The 20666-nt window shown below is 73.2% G+C and carries 15 protein-coding genes; 10 read left to right on the top strand and 5 right to left on the bottom strand.

Annotated elements, in window-relative coordinates:
• Window position 1 precedes the first annotated feature (1 nt).
• Together GPA10_RS07530 and GPA10_RS07525 are read left to right on the top strand one after the other, a co-directional pair.
• The gene (locus GPA10_RS07530; RefSeq protein WP_157164785.1) at window positions 2-874 is read left to right on the top strand and encodes an acyl-CoA thioesterase; all 873 of its coding nucleotides are present in this window, start codon (window positions 2-4) and stop codon (window positions 872-874) included.
• A gap of 32 nt (window positions 875-906) precedes the next feature.
• The gene (locus tag GPA10_RS07525) at window positions 907-1902 is read left to right on the top strand and encodes a cation diffusion facilitator family transporter (protein ID WP_157164784.1); all 996 of its coding nucleotides are present in this window, start codon (window positions 907-909) and stop codon (window positions 1900-1902) included.
• On the opposite strand, the gene GPA10_RS07520 is transcribed toward GPA10_RS07525, so the two are convergent.
• A complete protein-coding gene (locus tag GPA10_RS07520; protein ID WP_058848715.1) occupies window positions 1877-2659 on the bottom strand; it encodes a phosphatase in 783 nt (260 codons plus the stop codon). The genes GPA10_RS07525 and GPA10_RS07520 overlap by 26 nt on opposite strands.
• A 132-nt stretch (window positions 2660-2791) precedes the next feature.
• Window positions 2792-4498, bottom strand: coding sequence for a PucR family transcriptional regulator (locus tag GPA10_RS07515; RefSeq protein ID WP_157164783.1), 1707 nt, complete (start codon window positions 4496-4498; stop codon window positions 2792-2794).
• A gap of 167 nt (window positions 4499-4665) precedes the next feature.
• Between GPA10_RS07515 and GPA10_RS07510 the strand changes: the two genes are divergently transcribed.
• From GPA10_RS07510 to GPA10_RS07500, 3 genes are all read left to right on the top strand, one after another.
• Window positions 4666-6141: a sodium:solute symporter family protein gene (locus tag GPA10_RS07510; protein ID WP_157164782.1), complete on the top strand. Its 1476-nt coding sequence runs from the start codon at window positions 4666-4668 to the stop codon at window positions 6139-6141.
• A 185-nt stretch (window positions 6142-6326) separates the two neighbouring features.
• Window positions 6327-7316: an agmatinase gene (gene speB, locus GPA10_RS07505; RefSeq protein WP_157164781.1), complete on the top strand. Its 990-nt coding sequence runs from the start codon at window positions 6327-6329 to the stop codon at window positions 7314-7316.
• Window positions 7313-9013, top strand: coding sequence for a thiamine pyrophosphate-binding protein (locus GPA10_RS07500; RefSeq protein ID WP_343040488.1), 1701 nt, complete (start codon window positions 7313-7315; stop codon window positions 9011-9013). Before speB ends, GPA10_RS07500 begins: the two co-directional genes overlap by 4 nt.
• A 22-nt stretch (window positions 9014-9035) precedes the next feature.
• Here the strand turns inward: GPA10_RS07500 and GPA10_RS07495 are convergent, their stop codons facing one another.
• The gene (locus GPA10_RS07495; protein WP_246258893.1) at window positions 9036-9275 is read right to left on the bottom strand and encodes an ATP-binding protein; all 240 of its coding nucleotides are present in this window, start codon (window positions 9273-9275) and stop codon (window positions 9036-9038) included.
• A gap of 197 nt (window positions 9276-9472) precedes the next feature.
• On the opposite strand from GPA10_RS07495, the gene GPA10_RS07490 reads away from it, so the two are divergent.
• The 5 genes from GPA10_RS07490 (at window position 9473) to GPA10_RS07470 (ending at window position 17506) form a co-directional block, all read left to right on the top strand.
• Window positions 9473-10231 (top strand): GntR family transcriptional regulator, encoded by a 759-nt coding sequence (locus GPA10_RS07490; protein ID WP_157164780.1) that lies wholly within the window; start codon window positions 9473-9475, stop codon window positions 10229-10231.
• Window positions 10232-10387: 156 nt separating this feature from the next.
• Complete coding sequence (locus GPA10_RS07485; RefSeq protein ID WP_157164779.1) at window positions 10388-11326, top strand: serine hydrolase; 939 nt, start codon at window positions 10388-10390, stop codon at window positions 11324-11326.
• Between the two features lie 145 nt (window positions 11327-11471).
• The gene (locus GPA10_RS07480; protein WP_343040487.1) at window positions 11472-15260 is read left to right on the top strand and encodes an ABC transporter ATP-binding protein; all 3789 of its coding nucleotides are present in this window, start codon (window positions 11472-11474) and stop codon (window positions 15258-15260) included.
• Between the two features lie 185 nt (window positions 15261-15445).
• On the top strand, window positions 15446-15838 hold the full coding sequence (locus GPA10_RS07475) for a hypothetical protein (protein WP_058848540.1): 393 nt from the start codon (window positions 15446-15448) through the stop codon (window positions 15836-15838).
• Window positions 15839-16039: 201 nt separating this feature from the next.
• A complete protein-coding gene (locus tag GPA10_RS07470) occupies window positions 16040-17506 on the top strand; it encodes a S28 family serine protease (RefSeq protein WP_157164777.1) in 1467 nt (488 codons plus the stop codon).
• Between the two features lie 119 nt (window positions 17507-17625).
• On the opposite strand, the gene GPA10_RS07465 is transcribed toward GPA10_RS07470, so the two are convergent.
• Window positions 17626-18255: a hypothetical protein gene (locus GPA10_RS07465; protein ID WP_157164776.1), complete on the bottom strand. Its 630-nt coding sequence runs from the start codon at window positions 18253-18255 to the stop codon at window positions 17626-17628.
• Window positions 18256-18404: 149 nt separating this feature from the next.
• On the bottom strand, window positions 18405-20207 hold the full coding sequence (locus GPA10_RS07460; RefSeq protein ID WP_343040486.1) for a glycoside hydrolase family 3 protein: 1803 nt from the start codon (window positions 20205-20207) through the stop codon (window positions 18405-18407).
• Window positions 20208-20666: the final 459 nt, after the last annotated feature.

Genomic DNA, 20666 nt, shown 5'->3' with positions numbered 1-20666 from the left:
CATGAGCAAGGAACTTCAGGACCTCCTCGACCTCCTCGACCTGGAGCGGGTCGAGGAGGACATCTTCCGGGGCGCCAGCCGCTCGGCCCTCGTACCCCGCGTCTTCGGCGGGCAGGTCGCGGCACAGGCGCTCGTGGCGGCCGGTCGTACCGTCCCCGCCGACCGCCCCGCGCACTCCCTCCACGCCTACTTCCTGCGCCCCGGCGACCCGGGCGCGCCCATCGTCTACACCGTCGACCGCATCCGCGACGGCCGCTCCTTCACCACGCGCCGCGTCGTCGCCGTCCAGCACGGCCAGCCGATCTTCCACCTCTCGGCGTCCTTCCAGACGTACGAGGAAGGGCTCGACCACCAGATCCGGATGCCGGCCGCGCCCGACCCGGAGACGCTGCTCACGGCCGCCGAGACGCTGCCGCGCGATCTGCCGCCGGACGTCGCGAGGCGGCTGGTCGAGGCGCGCGCCGCCGTCGACCTGCGGTACGCGGACGCGCCGCCCTGGGCCACCGCGGGCCGCCCGCGCGAGCCGCACTCGCAGGTCTGGTTCCGCACCAACGGCAAGCTCGGCGGGGCCGACGCGGGCTCGCTCCTGCACGTCTGCCTCGCCACGTACGTCTCCGACATGACGCTGCTCGACTCCGTGCTGCTCGCCCACGGGCGCGGCGGCTGGGCCGTCGGCGACGTGGTCGGGGCCTCGCTGGACCACGCCATGTGGTTCCACCGTCCCTTCCGCGCCGACGAATGGCTCCTGTACGACCAGGAGTCGCCCACGTCCGGCGGTGGCCGGGGCCTCGGGCAGGCGAGGATCTGGACGCGGGACGGACGGCTCGCCGTCACCGTGATCCAGGAGGGGGTCGTCAGGGTGCCGCGCGCCTGACGGGCGGGACATGTCCGGCATACTCCCCCAGCATGGGCGAAAGCACGGTAAGTACCCCCGGCAGTGAGGGCGGCGGTGAGGGCGGCTCGGGCGGTGAGAGCACCTTCACCGTCATCGTCGCCGCGGCCGCCAACCTCGGGATCGCCGTCGCCAAGGCCGTCGCCGGTGCCGTCAGCGGATCGAGCGCGATGCTCTCCGAGGCCGCGCACTCCGTGGCCGACACCGTCACGGAGCTGATGTTGCTCGTCTCCCTGAGGAGCGCCGAGCGGCCCGCCGACGAGGAGCATCCGCTCGGCTACGGCGGCGCGCGCTACATCTGGGCGCTGCTCGCCTCCGTGGCCACGTTCGTCGGCGGCGGCGTCTTCGCCGTGTACGACGGCGTGCACACCCTCACGCACGGCGAGGAACCCGGCGACCCGCTCCTCTCGTACACCGTCCTCGGCATCGCCTTCCTCCTGGAGGGCTACTCCCTGCGCACCGGCCTGAAGCAGGCGCGCGGCGCGGCGGCACGGTTCGACGTGCACGTGCGGCACTATCTGCGGCACACGCCCGACACCGCCGTGAAGGCCGTCGTCATGGAGGACTCCGCCGCGCTCGCGGGCCTCGTGCTCGCCGCGGGCGGCCTGCTCGGCGGGCAGCTCACCGGCTCCGGTGTCTGGGACGGCGTGGCGTCGCTGTGCATCGGGGCGCTGCTCGCGCACGTCGCGTGGGTCCTCGGGCACGCCAACGCGGAACTGCTCATCGGGCGGCCCCTGCCGAGCCCCGTGCGGGCGGCGGTACGGGCCGAACTCCTCGCGGACCCGCACGTGGTGGCCGTGCTGGAGCTGACCACCCTGCTCCAGGGGCCGAGCGAGGCTCTGGTCGCCGCGAAGGTGAACTTCCGGGACGTGTCCACGGCGGCGGAGATCGAGGCCGCCTGCGACCGGACGACGCGGCGCATCCGGGACCGGTTCCCGGCCGTGCGGCGGGTGTACCTGGACCCGACGCCCGGTCGCGGCACCCCTACTGGCCAAGCCCCGCCGCGTTGAGGAGGTAGGCCGTCAGCGGGTCGTAGAACCGGGGGCTCGTCACGTGGTCGTCCAGGGGGACCGTGACCTGTACGGTGCCCTCCGCCTCGCCGATGAACAGGGCGGGGTCGTTGCAGTCCGCGTACCCGAGGGAGTCGATGCCGCGCTGGCCCGCGCGCCCGGCCCAGCCGTGGTCGGCGACGACGAGGTCGGGCAGCGGCCGCTCCTCGCGGAGCAGGCCGTCCAGGACCGCGTTCATCGGCTCCGGCGAGTGCGTGTGCCACAGGGTGGCGCCGCGCTCCAGGACGGCGACGTCGGCGAACTGGAAGACGAAACCCTCGTCGGCCGTCAGGCCCTCCGGGATGACGACGACGTCGCAGCCCGCGGCGCGCAGCGCGGTGGCCGTCGCGCGGTGCACGTCGAGGAGCCCGCCCGGGTGGCCGGTCGCGAACAGGACGCGCTCCTTGCCCGCGGCGGCCTTGCGCAGCCGGGCCGCCATCCGCTCCAGGGCGTCGACGGTCAGCTCCGGGTCGATGGTGTCCTGGCCCTGCCGGTGCCCCGGGTCGTCGATCACGCCGCACCGCTCGGCCATCACGGCGAGGACGTCCTGCTCGTCTCTCCAGCGGTCGCCGAGTTCCAGGCCGAGCCAGTAGTGCCGGTCGCCGTTCGCGAGCTTGCGGTAGTGGGAGAGGTTGTTCTCGCGGGGCGTGGCGACGTCGCCGGCGATACGGGTACGGACGAGGTGGTCGACGAGCGCGGCGCGGCTGGGTATCGGCATGCGACCCATTGTGCCGTCGGCGACGGGGCGGGGACCGGGCGTCCCGCACGTCGGACCTGTGCCGCCGCTCACGTGGGCGACCGGACGGCGACAGGCACTACTGGCTGGGTCCGGCTCGGGTCTGCGCGGGTCTCAGGAGCGGCGGCTCAGGGCGAACCACAGCTCCATGCGGACGTCCGGGTCGTCGAGGTCCGTGGCGAGCAGGGCGGCGCAGCGGGCGACGCGCTGGCGGACGGTGTTGCGGTGCACGGAGAGCGCGGCCGCGGTGCGGTCCCAGCTCCCGTGCAGGGACAGCCAGGTGCGCAGGGTCTCGGTGAGCGGGGCGCTGTCGCCGAGCGGGGCGAGCAGCTCCCGCGCGTGCGCGTCTGCCTCCGCGGGCGCGACGAGCCCGGCGAGCCCGCTCTCGCGGTGCCGCACCAGCGCGGTCCTCGCCGCCTCGGCCCGGCGCAGGGCCCGCGCGGCCTGCGCGTCGGCGGCGAGCAGGGCGCCCGCGCCCGCGGGGGCGGAGACGCCGAGGGTCCAGCCGGCCTGGGGGGAGGGGCCGCGGTCGGCGGGCAGGAGGAGGCGTACGACGGGTGCGACGGGTGGCAGGGGCGGGGCGGGTACGGCGGGTGTGACAAGAGGGGCAGGTGCGGCGGAAGGGGCGGATACGACGGGAGAGCCGGATGCGGCGGGAGGGGCGGCGTCCCCGCCCTGTCCGCCGTCTCCGGCCCCGGTGCTGTCGACCAGCGTGCTGCCCAGGGCCGCCGCCAGCGCCGCCGGGTCCGGCGGGCCCTGCTCGGGGGCGGTGTGCCGCACGCGCGCGTGCACGACCGTCCACCGCTCGGCGCCGAGGAGCGGCAGCACGTCCTCGGGGCGCGCGCCGAGCAGCAGCCGCACTAGGGCCGCCGACCGGGCCGACTCGGCGGCGCCCTGGTGCGGGGCGGTCAGGAGCGAGAGGAGCACGGCGGCGACCCCCGCCAGTGTGTGGTCGCCCGGTTCCCGCCGGGGCGTCGCGACCCCGAGGGCGAGCCCGTGCGCCCCGGCGAGGGGGTAGGCCGCGAGGTGGACACCGGCGAGGGTGTCGGAGGCGGCGGCGGGAACCGGGCCCGCGCCCGCGCCCGGGGTGACCACCTCCACCAGGCGCGCCAGCGCCGCGTCCGCCCCCGGCTCCTGCGCGGGCAGCGCCCCCGCCGTCCGGGTGGGGGCGCCGTCCGGCCCGTACAGCGCCGCGTATCCGCCGAGGCGCACCGCCAGCTGCCGCAGCAGCGCAGGGACCGCGTCCGGGCGGGCCGCCGCCGCGGCGAGGCCCTGCTGGGCCTGGGTGACGCGGCGCAGCTCGGCGTGGCGGGCCTCGGCCATGAGCTGCCAGACCGCGCGGGCGACGCCGCTGAACGTGGTGCGCGGCGGCACCTCCAGGAGCGGCAGGCCGTGCCGGTCGCAGGCGTCGAGGAGCGTCCGCGGCACCGTGTCGTGCACGGGGGCCACGCCGAAGCCGAGGGCGGCGCCGCCCGCGGCGACGATGCGGGCCGCGTAGGTGTCCGCGTCGTACGCGCGGCTGTCCGCGCCCGCGTCAGTACCCGGGATGTGCACCCCGGCCGTGAGCAGCAGCTCGCCCCCCAGCAGATACGGGTACGGGTCGGCCATCTCCGACGTGTGCACCCAGTGCACGACGGCGCCGGTCGCCGCCGCGTCGGGGCCCGCGATCTGGCGCAGGCCGAGCTCCTCGTGGGCGAGGAGGGCGGTGAGGGGCACGGCGGGGGTGGGCGGTGGGGCGGCCCCGGCCCCGGCGGCGGGTGCGGGCGGGCCGGGGGGCGTGGCGGGGGGCACGGCGGGCGGCATGGTGGACGGTTCCTCCATATCCGGCTCGGAGAGTGGAGGAAACGTACACTTCAGCGTCTCTTTCCGGCCACCTAGGGTCGTGCCGATCAGCGCCGCGGGTACGGGCGGATGTCCCCGCGGCCGGTCGCCGCCGCACTCCACCCGCACGACACGCCACCGATCGAGCTCGCAAGGAGGCCTGCGTCATGGCCGTCGACTACACCGTGATCGTCGTCTATCTGGCCGGCATGCTGGCCATGGGCTGGTGGGGCATGCGCCGCGCCAGGTCGAAGAGCGAGTTCCTCGTGGCGGGCCGCCGCCTCGGGCCCTGGATGTACTCCGGCACCATGGCCGCGATCGTCCTCGGCGGCGCCTCCACCATCGGCGGTGTCGGGCTCGGCTACACCCACGGCCTGTCCGGCGCCTGGATGGTCTTCACCATCGGCCTCGGCCTGCTGGCCCTGTCGGTCCTCTTCTCCGCCCGCATCGCGCGCCTGAAGGTGTACACCGTCTCGGAGATGCTCGACCTGCGCTACGGCGGCCGTGCGGGCATGCTGTCCGGCATCGTCATGTGGGCCTACACGCTGATGCTCGCCGTCACCTCCACCATCGCGTACGCCACCATCTTCGACGTCCTGTTCGACCTGAACCGCACCGTCGCGATCGTCATCGGCGGCGCCATCGTCGTCGCCTACTCGACCCTCGGCGGCATGTGGTCCATCACGCTGACCGACATGGTGCAGTTCGTCGTCAAGACGGTGGGCGTGCTGCTCCTGCTGCTGCCGATCGCCGTCGTCAAGGCCGGTGGCTTCGGCGCGATGCGGGACGAACTGCCGGACGACTACTTCGAGCCCCTCGGCGTGGGCGGCGAGACGATCTTCACCTACGTCCTGATCTACACCTTCGGCATGCTCATCGGGCAGGACATCTGGCAGCGCGTGTTCACCGCGCGCAGCGACAAGGTGGCCCGCTGGGGCGGCACCGTCGCCGGTACGTACTGCCTCCTCTACGCCCTCGCCGGAGCCGTCATCGGCACCGCCGCGAAGGTCATGTACCCGAAGCTGCCCAGCGCCGACTCCGCCTTCGCGACCATCGTCAAGGACGAACTGCCCATCGGCGTACGGGGGCTCGTCCTCGCCGCCGCGCTCGCCGCCGTCATGTCGACCTCCTCCGGGGCGCTCATCGCGTGCGCGACCGTGGCTAACAACGACATCTGGGCGCGGGTACGGGGCGCTGCCGCGCGGGCAGGCGCCCATGAGGAGGCGGCGGAGGTGGACGAGGTGAAGGGCAACCGCCTCTTCATCCTCGTCATGGGCGTCCTCGTCATCGGTGTCTCCATCGCCCTCAACGACGTCGTCGAGGCGCTCACCGTCGCCTACAACCTGCTCGTCGGGGGGCTGCTCGTGCCGATCCTCGGGGGACTGCTGTGGCGGCGGGGCACCGGGGCCGGGGCGCTCGCCGCCGTCGGTGCCGGGGGGCTCTCCGTGGTCGGCCTGATGTGGCACTACGGCGTCCTCGCCAACGAGCCGATCTCCTACGGCCTGCTCGTCTCGCTGGTCGCGTACGTGGCCGTGTCGCTGGCCACACCGCCCACCGACCCGGCGAAGCTGGCCGCTTGGCGGGACCGCGTCGCGGGGCGTGCCCTGGACCCGAGCGCACCGGAGGCGTCGGTGAGCGCATGATTTCCCCCCGCCCCGCTCCTTCCCGTGACCAGGGGCGCCGCACCGGCGAGAATTTCAGCCCCTCCGGCGTTTGAGGAGCGGGGTCTGGGGCGGAGCCCCAGTTTCGGGAAGGGGCGGGATTGGGGCGCCCTCGCGAGGCCCCACACTTGACCCGTACGACCAGCACCACCAGGAGGAACCCCAGCATGACCACCCCCCAGACGGTCCCCGACGCCCCGCGCGAGCCACGCGGCCCGATCGACTCCTCACGCACCCCCCGCTACGCGGGCCCCGCCACCTACGCCCGCCTCCCCCGCCTCGACGAGGTGGGCACGACGGACATCGCCGTCGTCGGCGTCCCCTTCGACACGGGCGTGTCGTACCGCCCGGGAGCCCGCTTCGGCGGCAACGCCATCCGCGAGGCGTCCCGCCTCCTGCGCCCGTACAACCCGGCCCAGGACGCCTCCCCCTTCGCCCTCGCGCAGGTCGCGGACGCGGGGGACATCGCCGCGAACCCGTTCAACATCAACGAGGCCGTGGAGACGATCGAGGCGGCGGCGGACGACCTCCTCGCGACCGGCGCGCGCATGATGACGCTCGGCGGCGACCACACCATCGCGCTGCCGCTGCTCCGCTCGATGGCGAAGAAGCACGGCCCGGTGGCGCTGCTGCACTTCGACGCGCACCTGGACACGTGGGACACCTACTTCGGCGCCGAGTACACGCACGGCACCCCGTTCCGGCGGGCCGTGGAGGAGGGCATCCTCGACACCGAGGCCCTCAGCCACGTCGGCACGCGTGGTCCGCTGTACGGCAAGAAGGACCTCACCGACGACGAGAAGATGGGCTTCGGCATCGTCACGTCGGCGGACATCTACCGGCGCGGTGCCGACGAGGTCGCCGACCAGCTCCGCCAGCGCATCGGCGACCGGCCGCTGTACATCTCCATCGACATCGACTGCCTGGACCCGGCGCACGCCCCGGGCACGGGCACGCCGGAGGCGGGCGGCATGACGTCGCGCGAACTCCTGGAGATCCTCCGCGGCCTCGCCTCCTGCAACCTCGTCTCCGCCGACGTCGTCGAGGTCGCGCCCGCCTACGACCACGCCGAGATCACGGCCGTGGCCGCGTCCCACACCGCGTACGAACTGACGACGATCATGTCCCGGCAGATCGCGGAGGCGCGGGCCAAGTGACGCACGACCACGACCTGGAACTGAGGCCCACCGCCGCGCAGACCGAGGCCGCCCTGAACCCGCCGCCGGGACGCACCGGCGGCGACCTCGTCGTCGAGACCCTGTGCGGGCTCGGCGCGTCGACCGTCTTCGGGCTCCCCGGCCAGCACGCCCTCGGCATGTTCGACGCGCTGCGCCGCTCCCGGCTGCGGTACGTCGGGCTGCGCGTGGAGAACAACGCGGGGTTCGCGGCGGACGCGTACGGGCGGGTCACGGGCGAGGTCGCGCCGCTGTTCCTCTCGACGGGGCCGGGCGCGCTGATGTCGCTCGCCGCCCTCCAGGAGGCGGCGGCGGCCAGCGCCCCCGTGCTCGCCGTCGGCAGCCAGGTGCCCGTCGCCGGGCTCGGCGGCGGCCGCCACGGCTATCTGCACGAACTCCGCGACCAGCAGGCCTCGTTCCGGGACGTGGTCAAGTCCGTCCACACGGTCCGTACGCAGTCCCAGATCCCGTCCGCGCTCGCCGCCGCCTGGGAGTCGGCGCTCACGGCCCCGCACGGCCCGGTATGGGTGGAGATCCCCCAGGACGTCCTGCTCGCCGAGACCCCGCTTCCCCAGGTGACCGGCGTGGACGCGGCCCCGCACGACCTCGTGCCGCGCCCGGAGCTGACGGCGGTGGCCGCCGATCTGCTGACGCGGGCCGAGCGCCCGGCGGTCATCGCGGGCGGCGGCGTGGTCCGCGCGGACGCCGCGGGCAAGCTCCGTGCCCTCGCCGAGAAGCTGTCCGCACCGGTGGTCACCACCTTCGGCGGCAAGGGCGCCTTCCCCTGGGAGCACCCGCTCTCGCTCCAGTCCTGGCTGGAGGACCGCCACACCACGGACTTCCTGGAAGAGGCGGACGTCCTGCTCGTCATCGGCTCCGGCCTCGGCGAACTCTCCTCCAACTACCACACGTTCGCCCCGAACGGCCGGATCATCCAGATCGAGGCGGACCTCGGAAAACTGGAGTCGAACCACCCGGCACTCGGCATCCACGCGGACGCGAGGCCCGCCCTCCAGGCACTCCTGGAAACGGTGGGGGAGCGGGACGACCCCACGGCCCCCGAGCGGGTACGCCGCGTCCTCGACGCCGTCCGGGAGCGCGTCGACGCCCAGGGCCTGACCCTGGAGCAGGACGTCCTCGCCTCGGTACGGGCGGCGCTCCCCGACACGTCCCCGTCCTTCTGGGACATGACGATCCTCTCCTACTGGGCCTGGTCGGCCTTCGACGCCCGCAGCCCCGGCACCATGCACTCCGCCCAGGGCGCGGGCGGCCTCGGCTACGCCTTCCCGGCGGCGCTCGGCGCGGCGGCGGCCGACCCGACCCAGCCGGTCCTGGCCGTCTCCGGCGACGGCGGCGCGATGTACTCGATCGCGGAACTGGCCACGGCGGCCCAGTACGACCTGGACGTCACCTGGCTGATCGTCGACGACGGCGGCTACGGCATCCTGCGCGAGTACATGACCGACGCCTTCGGCGAGCCCACCGGCACGGAACTGACCCGCCCCGACTTCGTGGCCCTCGCCGAGTCCTTCGGCGTACGAGGCGTCCGCACGACCCCGGAGCACCTGCGCGCCGACCTCACCGAGGCCCTCACCACACCGGGCCCGAGCGTGGTGGTCCTCCCGACGGTCCTCCGCATGTTCGCACCGACGCACCTCGGCCGTCCTGCCGGAAGCTGAGCGGCCGAGCCGATCACCGAAGTCACGCCCCAGCCTCGCGCAGCCCGAGCTCCGCCCAGATCACCTTGCCGATCCCGTGCGGACGAGGGCGGCAGCCCCACCGCTGCGACAGGGCGACCACCAGGGCCAGACCCCGACCGCCCTCGTCCTCGGCCCGCGCCGCACGTGGCGCGGGCTGCGCGTTGTTCGCGTCGGCGACCTCGATCCGCAACCACCCCTCGCGACGGGCAACGCGTACGCCGATCTCCCGCCCCGCGGGCACGTACGCATGCAGTAGCGCGCCCCGCGCTGCGTGGCCCGCGAGGCAACCGCCACTTGGCCTCGGAGCTCTCAGAGCTTGCCGGGTGCCCCGCCGCGATATGGGTTGACACAGGACCTCCACAGTGACCTTGGCCGTAGTACGTCTCTAGAGACGTTGACAGTGGAGAGGTGTCTAGAGATGACCGGAGGAGGGTCTTGATGAGTGGCCGGGGTGCGGGACGTCAGCCCAAGTACATGCACATCGCAGCGCAGCTGCGCGCGGGCATCGAGGCCGGTGAGTACGGCCCCGGGCAGCGGCTGCCCGGTGAGAACGACCTCATGGCCGCCCACGGCGTCGCACGCATGACGGCTCGGCAGGCCCTCGCCGCCCTCCAGGCGGAAGGGCTCGTCGAGGCGCGCAAGGGGGCCGGGGTCTTCGTCCGGGACTTCAGGCCCATCCGGCGCCACGGCGTCGAGCGGCTCGCGCACGCGCAGTGGGGTGCGGGGCGTTCGGTCTGGGACGCCGACATCGAAGGGCGTGACCTCGTGGTCGACTCCGTCGAGGTGACGGAGGAGGACGCGCCTACGGTGATTGCCGGAGTTCTGGAGATCAGGGAGGGGGAGCGGGTGTGTGTACGGCGGCGGCGGTTCGTGCTCGACGGGAAGCCTGTGCTGCTCTCCGCCTCCTATCTCGCCGCCGAGCTGGTCGCCGGGACGGCCATCACGCAGCCCGGCACCGGGCCGGGCGGTACCTACGCGCGGCTCGAAGAGCTCGGGCGGCGGCCGGTGCGGTTCCGGGAGGAGGTGCGGTCGCGGATGCCCAGCGGTGACGAGTCCGCTCGGCTCGCCCTCTCGGCCGGGACGCCGGTCATGCTCATCGGCCGCACAGCCTTCGACGGCCAGGGGCGCGCCGTCGAGGTCAACGAGATGGTGCTCGACGCCTCCGCCTACGTCCTGGAGTACGGGTTCGAGGCGTGACGGCGGGTCCCTCGCGGCGCGGGGTGCAGGCGGCCTAGACCCTGGGTAACGGGTCTGAGGAATATCGCACAGCAGTGCAACCACTGCCGATCTCCGTGAGTCATGTGTTGCGAGTGCGCTGGGGGCGCGCTCGTACCACTTCGAGGGGGAACCTCCATGACTCACCGGATATCCGGTCTGCCCACGCGTGCCCGCGTACTCAGCGCAGGCGTAGCCGCCGCCGTGCTCGTCCCGGTCGCCGCGACCGCCGTCGCCACTCCGGCCGCCGCCGCTGCCGCCACGGTCAAGTGCACGTCCTCGGCCCAGCCCGCGCTCGCGAAGAAGCTGACCAAGGACATCACCGCCGCCCTGAAGAACCGCAAGGGCACCATCGCCGTCGGCTTCCACGACAAGGCCACGAAGACGACGTGCACCCTGCGCGGGACGACGTCCTTCGACTCGGCCAGCGTCGTCAAGGTGACCGTGCTCGCGGCGCTGCTCTGGGACGCGAAGAAGACCGACCGGTATCTGACGGACCGCGAGACCAAGCTCGCCACCGCCATGATCACGAAGTCGGACAACGACTCCACCAGCGCGCTGTGGCGGCAGCTCGGGGTCACGAAGATCAAGAAGTTCCTGGCCGCGGCCAAGATGACCAAGACCGTTCCGGGGTCGGACGGCTACTGGGGTCTGACGCGGATCAACGTCACCGACGAGCAGAAGCTGCTGAAACTGGTCACCGGTAAGAACGACGTCCTCAGCGACAACTCGCGCGCCTACATCCTCAAGCTCATGGGCAAGGTCGTGCGCGACCAGCGCTGGGGCACCCCGGCGGGCGCTCCCTCCGGCACCGACATCCACGTCAAGAACGGCTGGCTGCCGCGGGCCACGCACGGCTGGCGCGTCCACAGCATCGGCGCCTTCAAGGGCCGTGGGCACGACTACCAGATCTCCGTGCTCACGCACGGCAACAGCAACATGGACTACGGCGTCGACACCATTCAGAGGGTCAGCAAAGCCATCCACAAGGACCTGACGCCGCTCAGCCAGGCCCCGGCCCGGTTCGCCCCGACGGACACCCCGAAGGAGGCCGCCGTCCCGGCCCCGCCCGCCTGACGGGCCGCCCGCATGGACCGCGCCAGGGGACGACGGCCTCGGTCGTCGCCCCCTGGCGCGGTCTCGTTTGTTGCGGCGGGATGAAAACCGCACCTCACCGCGTTGGGCCTCTCGGCAGGTCAGGGTGATCGGGAGGCGGACGACAGTGACGAGGCAGCCGGAGCGGCCGGAACAGCGGGGCTGGGGGAAACGGCTCTGGGGGTACGCCTGGCGCTACCCCAAGGACGTCGTGCTCGCGCTCGGCTCCTCCCTCGGCGGCATGGCCGTCATGGCCCTCGTACCGCTGATCACAAAGATCATCATCGATGACGTGATCGGTGACCACAGCCGGTCCATGGGGCCCTGGGCCGCCGCCCTCATCGGGGCCGCCGTCCTCGTGTACGTGTTCACGTACATCCGGCGCTACTACGGCGGCCGCCTCGCCCTCGACGTGCAGCACGACCTGCGCACCGAGATGTACGACACGGTCGGCCGGCTCGACGGCCGGCGCCAGGACGAGCTGTCCACCGGGCAGGTCGTCGGCCGGGCCACCAGCGACCTCCAGCTCATCCAGGGCCTGCTCTTCATGCTGCCGATGACCATCGGCAACGTCCTGCTGTTCCTGATGTCCCTGGTGATCATGGCGTGGCTCTCGCTGCCCCTGACCCTGGTCGCGCTCGCCGTCGCCCCCGCCCTGCTCTGGATCGCCCGCCGCAGCCGCTCCAAGCTGCACCCCGCCACCTGGTACGCCCAGGCCCAGGCCGCCGCGGTCGCCGGTGTCGTGGACGGCGCCGTGGGCGGTGTCCGCGTGGTGAAGGGCTTCGGGCAGGAGGAGCAGGAGACCGGGAAGCTGCGCGAGGTCGGGCGGCGGCTCTTCGCGGGGCGGCTGCGCACCATCCGCCTGAACTCCCGCTACACCCCCGCCCTCCAGTCCGTGCCCATGCTCGGGCAGGTCGCGATGCTCGCCCTCGGCGGCTGGCTCGCGGTCCGCGGCGAGATCACCCTGGGCACGTTCGTGGCGTTCTCCACCTATCTCGCCCAGCTCGTCGGGCCCGTACGCATGCTCGCCATGGTCCTCACCGTCGCCCAGCAGGCCCGCGCCGGTGTGGAGCGCGTCCTGGAGCTCATCGACACCGAGCCGACCATGGCCGACGGCACCAAGGAGCTGCCGGACGACGCCCCGGCGACGGTGGAGTTCGACGACGTGTCGTTCGCCTACGACGAGGGGCGCCCGGTTCTCGACGGGCTCAGCTTCGCGATACGGCCCGGTGAGACCCTCGCCGTCGTCGGCTCCTCCGGCAGCGGCAAGTCGACCGTGTCGCTGCTGCTTCCCCGGTTCTACGACGTGCACCACGGCGCCGTCCTCATCGGCGGCCACGACGTGCGCGAGCTGACCCAGGAGTCACTGCGCGCCGCCATCGGCCTGGTCCCCGAGGACTCCTTCCTCTTCTCCGACACCGTCCGCGCCAACATCGCCTACGGCCACCCCGACGCCACCGACGAGGACATCGAGCGGGCCGCCCGCGCCGCCCAGGCCGACCGCTTCATCGCCGAGCTGCCCGCCGGCTACGACACCAAGGTCGGCGAGCACGGCCTGACCCTCTCCGGCGGCCAGCGCCAGCGCCTCGCCCTGGCCCGCGCCATCCTCACCGACCCCCGCCTGCTCGTCCTCGACGACGCCACCTCCGCCGTCGACGCCCGCGTCGAGCACGAGATCCACGAGGCCCTCAAGGAGGTCATGCGGGGGCGCACCACCCTCCTCATCGCCCACCGGCGCTCCACCCTCAACCTCGCCGACCGCATCGCCGTCCTCGACGGCGGCCGTCTCGCCGACATCGGCACCCACGCGGACCTGGAGCGCCGCTCACCGCTGTACCGGCGCCTGCTCACCGACCCCGACGAACTGGGCGGCGTCTCCCCGGGCCATATCGCCGCGACCGCGCCCGCCGAAGCCGTCGAGGACACCACGGTGCGCGCCGAGCTGGATGCCGAGTTCGACGCCGAACGCGGCATCACCCCGAGCCTGTGGGCCGGCGACCGCGAACCCAAGGACCTCTCCCTCTCCGGCACCCCGGCGACGCCCGAGCTCCTCGCCCAGGTCGACGCGCTGCCCCCGGCCACCGATACCCCCGCCGTCGACGAGGCGCGGGCCGTCGCCGCCGAGGAGTCCTACGGCCTGCGCCGCCTCCTGCGCGGCTTCCGCGCGCCGCTCCTGATCAGCCTGGCGCTCGTCGCCGTCGACGCCGGGGTCGGGCTGCTCCTGCCCGTCCTCATCCGGCACGGCATCGACGAGGGCGTCTCCCAGCTCGCCCTCGGCGCCGTGTGGACCGCCTCCGCGCTCGCCCTGGTCGCCGTCGTCGTGCAGTGGGCGGCCCAGACCGGCGAGATCCGCATGACCGGGCGCACCGGCGAGCGGGTCCTCTACTCGCTGCGGCTGAAGATCTTCGCGCAGCTCCAGCGGCTCGGGCTCGACTACTACGAGCGGGAGCTGACCGGGCGCATCATGACCCGGATGACCACGGACGTGGACGCCCTGTCCACGTTCCTCCAGACCGGCCTGGTCACCGCGTTCGTGTCCGTCGTCACCTTCCTCGGCATCATGGTCGCGCTCGTCGTCATCGACGTGCAGCTCGCCCTGGTCGTCTTCGCCACCCTGCCGCTGCTCGCCGTCGGCACGTTCTTCTTCCGCCGCTCCAGCGTGAAGGCCTACGAGCTGGCGCGGGAGCGCGTCTCGGTCGTCAACGCCGACCTCCAGGAGATGGTGTCCGGGCTGCGCATCGTGCAGGCCTTCCGGCGCGAGCGCGCGGGCAGCGAGCAGTTCGCCGCCCGCAGCGCCGACTACCGCGCGGCCCGCATCCGCGGCCAGTGGCTGATCTCGGTGTACTTCCCCTTCGTGCAGTTCCTGTCGTCCGTGGCCGTGGTGGCGGTGCTCGTCGTGGGCGCCCACCGGGTCGACGCGGGCACCCTCACCACCGGCGCCCTGGTCGCCTACCTCCTCTACATCGACCTGTTCTTCGCCCCCGTGCAGCAGCTCTCCCAGGTCTTCGACGGCTACCAGCAGGCGACCGTGTCGCTCGGCCGCATCCAGGAACTGCTCCAGGAACCCGCGTCCACGAAGTCCGCGGACGAACCTCTTGAGGTGCTCTCGCTGCGTGGGGAGATCGCGTTCGAGGACGTGGCTTTCGCGTACGGCGCCACGGACGCCGCCGAAGGGGCCGCCGCCGACGCCGACGGTGCCGGGGGGGCCGCCGCCGCGGACGACGAGACCGCCCTGAGCGGGGTGCGCCTGACGATCCCCGCCGGGCAGACCGTCGCGTTCGTCGGCGAGACCGGCGCGGGCAAGTCCACCCTGGTCAAGCTCGTGGCCCGGTTCTACGACCCGACGTCGGGCCGGGTGACGGTCGACGGCACCGACCTGCGCTCCCTCGACCTCACCTCGTACCGGCACCGGCTCGGAGTCGTGCCGCAGGAGGCGTACCTCTTCGCGGGCACCGTCCGCGACGCCATCGCCTACGGCCGCCCCGACGCCACCGACGCGGAGGTCGAGGCGGCGGCGCGCGCCGTCGGCGCGCACGACATGATCGCCACCCTTGACGGCGGCTATCTGCACGAGGTCTCCGAGCGCGGCCGCAATCTGTCGGCCGGGCAGCGGCAGCTCGTCGCGCTCGCCCGCGCCGAACTCGTCAACCCCGACATCCTGCTCCTCGACGAGGCCACCGCCGCCCTCGACCTCGCCACGGAGGCGCAGGTCAACCAGGCCACCGACCGCATAGCCGGACGGCGGACGACGCTGGTGGTCGCGCACCGCCTCACCACGGCGGCCCGCGCGGACCGGGTGATCGTGATGGACCACGGACAGGTGGCCGAGGACGGCACGCACGAGGAGCTGCTCGCGCGCGACGGCCGGTACGCGGAGCTGTGGCGGACGTTCGTCGGACAGCCGGTGGGGGCGTAGGCGGGCCTACGGCAGGGGACACGGTACGAGACCTGGCGGGGGCCACGGCCCCTGTCCGGTTCCCGGAGAACCGTCCCGGATAATGAGACGGCAAATTGATAAGCCGGGTTCCGCAACCATCGGGATCCTGGTCGGCGTCCGTACGTCAGTACGCTGGTGCGGGGGTGACGGGAGGGGCAGAAGACGTGAACAGTGGTCGGATATGGCGGGGCCTGTCGACGGGCGCCGCCGCACTCGCGGCTGCCGTCCTGCTCGCTCTCGTGGGCCCCGGCGTCGGCGCCGCCCAGGCCGCCGGGCCCTGCCCCGGCCACAAGGTCCGCACCCTGCCCTTCAGCACCGGCAAGGTCGTGCTCTACAAGAAGCGCGGCTACGTCTGCGCCGTGACGTACGCGAAGCGGCCCGGTACCCGCCAGGCGATGTCGGTCAGCGTGCAGGCGCGCGGCAGCCGCCCCGTACAGGAGAAGGGACGCTTCACCCGGCTCGCGGGACCCGTCAAGGTGCACGCGGGCCACCGCTGCGTCTGGGTCAAGGGCTCGGTGGGCCGGGCGAAGGTCAGCTCGGGCTGGATCCTGTGCTGACGCGGGCTGACGGGCTGACGGGTCGGCGGGCCGACAGGACGGGCGAGGCGGCGGGCTGACGTCCGGTCAGCGGACGCCCCCGTCCTCTCAGTGAATTTCCCTGAGTCCACTATGAGTCCCCTATGTCCTCAATGTGCCCTGGTGTGCGCGCTGTTGCTCGGTTAGGTTCCGGTCAATCGCTGCGCCGACAGGGGAGGATGCATGCGTAAGACCCTCAGATGGGTGCTTTCACTCACGGTGCTCATAGGCACCGTGGGCCTGGCCGAGACCACGGCCACGGCGTCACCCGACGCCGACCGGGGCGCCACCAGCGCCGCCGAGGACGCTGCCGCCAAGGAAGCTGCGGCCAAGGACATCAAGGACCGGCTCCTCGCCATCAAGGGCATGAGCCTCATCGAGGAGAAGCCGTACGACGGTTACCGCTTCTTCGTCCTCAACTACACCCAGCCGGTCGACCACCGGCACCCCTCCAAGGGCACCTTCCAGCAGCGCATCACCGTGCTGCACAAGGACACCGCCCGCCCCACCGTCTTCTCCACCTCGGGCTACGGCCTGAACACGAACCCGGGCCGCGCGGAACCCACCCGCATCATCGACGGCAACCAGGTCGCCATGGAGTACCGCTTCTTCACTCCCTCGCGCCCCGCGCCCGCCGACTGGTCGGAGCTCGACATCTGGCAGGCCGCCAGCGACCAGCACCGCATCTTCAAGGCCCTCAAGCCGATCTACGGCAAGAAGTGGCTCTCCACGGGCGCCTCCAAGGGCGGCATGACCGCCACCTACTTCGAGCGCTTCTACCCGCAGGACATGGACGGCGTCGTCGCCTATGTCGCGCCGAACGACGTGAACAACAGCGAGGACTCCGCGTACGACCGGTTCTTCGAGACCGTCGGCACCAAGGAGTGCCGCAGCAAGATCGAGTCGGCGCAGCGCGAGGCCCTGGTGCGCCGCGCGCCGCTGAAGAAGCTGTACGCGAAGTACGCCGCCGACAACGGCAGGACCTTCAAGATCATCCGTAGCTTCGACAAGGCCTTCGAGGCCGTCGTGCTCGATGTGAACTGGGGCTTCTGGCAGTACCAGGACTCGGCCACCGCCTGTGGGCGGGTGCCCGACGCCAAGACCGTCACCGACCAGGAGCTGTTCGACTGGATCGACGAGGTCGGCGGCTGGAACGGCTACACCGACCAGGGTCTTGAGTACTACACGCCGTACTACTACCAGGCCGGTACGCAGCTAGGCTCGCCCGACATCACCCAGCCCTGGCTCGCCGACCTGAGCCGGTACGGCTACCAGCCGCCGCGGAACTTCGTGCCGCACGAGATCCCCATGAAGTTCCAGAAGAACGCCATGAAGGACGTCGACCGCTGGGTGCGGAACAACTCCCACCGGATGCTGTTCGTGTACGGCGGCAACGACCCGTGGGGTGCCGAGCAGTTCCGGCCCGCGCGCGGCGCCAAGCACGACTCGTACGTCATGACCGCGCCCGGCGCCAACCACGGGGCCAACGTGGCCGCGCTCGTCGGTGACGACAAGGCCAAGGCCACCGAGCGGATTCTGGCGTGGGCCGGGGTGCCCGCCGCCCAGGCCGCCGCGGCGAAGCCGCTCGCGCCGTACGACGCGAAGCTCGACCGCAAGGACCGCGACCGCCGCAACTCGCTGCGCCCGTAGCCCTGCACCCATCCCGGGGCTCCGCCCCGGACCCCGCTCCTCAAACGCCGGAGGGGCTGACATCCTCGCCCGCGCGGCAAGGATCCAGCCCGTCCGGCGTTCGAGGAGCCCCGGCACGGTCAGAGCCGCGCCGCGCAGCCGACCGGGCGGGCGCCGCCCAAGGTGACGTACAGATCCGTGCCGGGCGGGCACAGCGCGCGGGCGGACGTCGCCGCCGTCACGCGGTACTGCGGGGTCCGCCGCCCGGAACCGTCGCAGGCGGTCTCGCGGACCTCGCCCCGCCCCTCCCCGTACACACAGTCCCCCACCACGGTCCGCGGTCCGCCCCCGCCCCCGGGATCCCCGGGATGCGGCGGCTCCAGATTCCGCATGCAGGCGTACCCCTGCGCCACCGCCCCGTCCCCGTCCTCGTCGACGGAGGACCCCGCCCGGCTGATGTGCAGGACGAAGTCGGTACGGGCCGGACAGCGGGGCCCGGTGCCCGCCCGCCCGTCGTGGCGGGCGATGACGCGCGCGGCGGCCCGCTCGCTGCCGCAGGGCACCTCGGTGACGGAGACCCGCCCGCGCGAACCGCACTCGTCCACGGCGAGGAACGCCGCGCCGGGCCCGGACTCCGCCACCCGCCCCGTAGCGGAGCCGGTGCTCCTGCCCGTCCCGGAGCCGCTCTCCCGCTGGCACCCGGCCAGACCGAGGGCGGCGGCGAGCAGCGCGCCCACGCACGCCGTCGTTCCCGCCCCGGACATCCGCATGGCCGACCCCCGCCGATACGTGCCCCGCCACGTGCTGGAGCGGGGCACCCAGCGTGACCCCTGCCGACGGGCGCACGCCAGGTGCGCGGGGGTTTTTGCGTACGAGGTGACCGGCGTACGGAGGTGGCGGCGCATGCCCGGTACGTCCGTCAGCGGGACGCGGCGTAGGGCGGGTACGAAAGGCCGTGCCCGACGGGGTACAGCACCGTGCCCGGATCGTCCGGGCTCGGCACGGGCACCGGCAGGCGTCCGGCCGGGCTGACCTCTCCGGCCAGGACCCGGGCGGCGGCGCGCAGTTCGACGTCCGTCCAGGAGTACGCGGCGAGCGCGGCGGCCACGCCGGGCAGCACGGCCACGTCGTTCGGGGTGCGCACGGAGACGATGACGACGGGCGGGCCGTCCGGGACCGAGGTCAGGGCGGTGACCAGGGCGTGCTGCGGACTGCCCGGGGCGACGTCGTACGTCGTGACGAGCACGGCGTCGGGTCCGGACGCCGCCTCGGCGAGGGCCTTCTCGACGGCTTCGGGGGACGGTTCGGTGCCGGTGCTCAACGCGGTCGCGGCGAAACCGAGTTCGGTGAGGGCGGCCGCGAGCACGGCCGTCGGCGGGCCCGTGGTGCCGGACGGCGAGACCGGGTCGGCGCCGAGGACCAGGACGCGGCCGTGGGTGTCGGGGGACAGCGGCAGCAGGCCGCTCTCGTCGCGCAGCAGGGTCGTGGTGCGCTCGGCGATGCGGTCGGCGGCGGCGCGGTGCGCGTCGCTGCCGACGGTCGCCGCCACGGTCCCGGCGTCCGTGTACGCCTGCTCGGGCGCGAACAGGCCGAGCTTCTCCTTCAGCCGCAGGATCCGCCGTACGGACTCGTCGATGCGGGCCTCCGTCAGCTCGCCCTCGCGGACGGCCTGGATGACCGCGTTCCAGGCGAGTTCGGGCTGCGGCGGGTGCAGCAGCTGGTCGACGCCCGCCTTGATCGCGAGCACGGCCACCCGGCCGTCGCCGTACTTGGTGCGCACGCCTCGCATGGACAGGGAGTCGGTGACGACCACGCCGTCGTGGCCGAGCTGCTCCCGGAGGATGCCGGTGACGACGGGGTGCGAGAGGGTGGCGGGGTCGAGCGCCGGGTCCAGGGCGGGCACCACGATGTGCGCGGTCATCACCACGTCGACGCCGGTCGCGAGGGCGGCGCGGAACGGCGGGGCGTCCAGCTCCTCCCACTGTTCACGGCTGTGGTGGATGTACGGCAGCGCCGAGTGGCTGTCCGTCCCGGTGTCGCCGTGGCCCGGGAAGTGCTTGACGGCGGGCGCGACGCCCGCGTCCCGGTAGCCCTCGATCTGCGCGGTCACGAAGCGCGACACCGCGTCGGGGTCCGCGCCGAAGGACCGTACGCCGATGACGGGGTTGGCCGGGTCCACGTTGACGTCGGCGGACGGCGCGTAGTTCTGGTGGATGCCGAGGGCGCGCAGCTCGGCACCGGCTATGCGGGCCGCCTCGCGGACGTCGTCGGCCGAGCCGCCCGCGCCGAGCGCCATCGCGCCCGGCAGCAGGGTGGCAGGCGCGCCGACGCGGGCCACGACACCGTGTTCCTGGTCCACGGAGAGCAGCAGCGGCACGCCCGGCGACCCGTCGAGGGCCGCCCGCTGCACGCCGTCGGAGAGCGCGGCGATCTGCTGGGGGTCGCGGGTGTTGTGCGCCCAGCCGAAGTAGATGAGACCGCCGGGCCGGTACTTGGCGACGACGTCCGCCGCGGTCCGCACCCCCAGCTCGCGCTCGTTCAGCTCGGCGTCGGCCGTGTCGGGCTCGGTGGCGTGGTGTCCGTACACGTGCAGGACGAAGAGCTGGCCGACCTTCTCTTCGAGGCTCATACGGGAGAGCAGCCGCCGGAGGCGGTCGCGGTCGTCGTCGTGGTGACCGGGCCCGCCGGTCGCTTCCTGGGCGCTGTGGGAGTCGTGAGGCACCTGCCACGGATATCCCGTGGGATGCGGCGGGTCAAGATCCCTGCGGGGACCGCGCACCGCCGCGGGGGAGGGGCCGCCACCGGCGCAAGGGAGGGGCGCACCGGTGGCGGCGCGCTGCCGGCCGCGGGCGGCGGAGAGGGTGGTCAGCGTTCGCAGCCAGCAGCGATGCCGACACCGCCGCGCGGAGACTCTCCGACAGCGTGCCGGTTTGACGACGGGGCCCCTGCCAAGGTTCCCGAAACCGCGCGGATTACCGGAACTTGGGACCAGGGAGGGGGGTGCGCGGCGTGCGCCCCGACATTTGGGGGTGCCGTTATGTGCCGGGGGCGCGAGGTCTCATGGGGTTCCAGCCCGTCCGGCGTTCGAGGACGAGGCCGAAGGCCGATTCACGCGCCGGGCACGGGGGCCACCCCCCGGCCGCTACCGCCGCCACCTCCACCCTGCCACGTACGCTGACGA

Source organism: Streptomyces typhae, from assembly GCF_009755605.1.
GTDB classification, from domain to species: domain Bacteria; phylum Actinomycetota; class Actinomycetes; order Streptomycetales; family Streptomycetaceae; genus Streptomyces; species Streptomyces typhae.
This window is presented reverse-complemented; position numbering and strand designations above follow the sequence as displayed.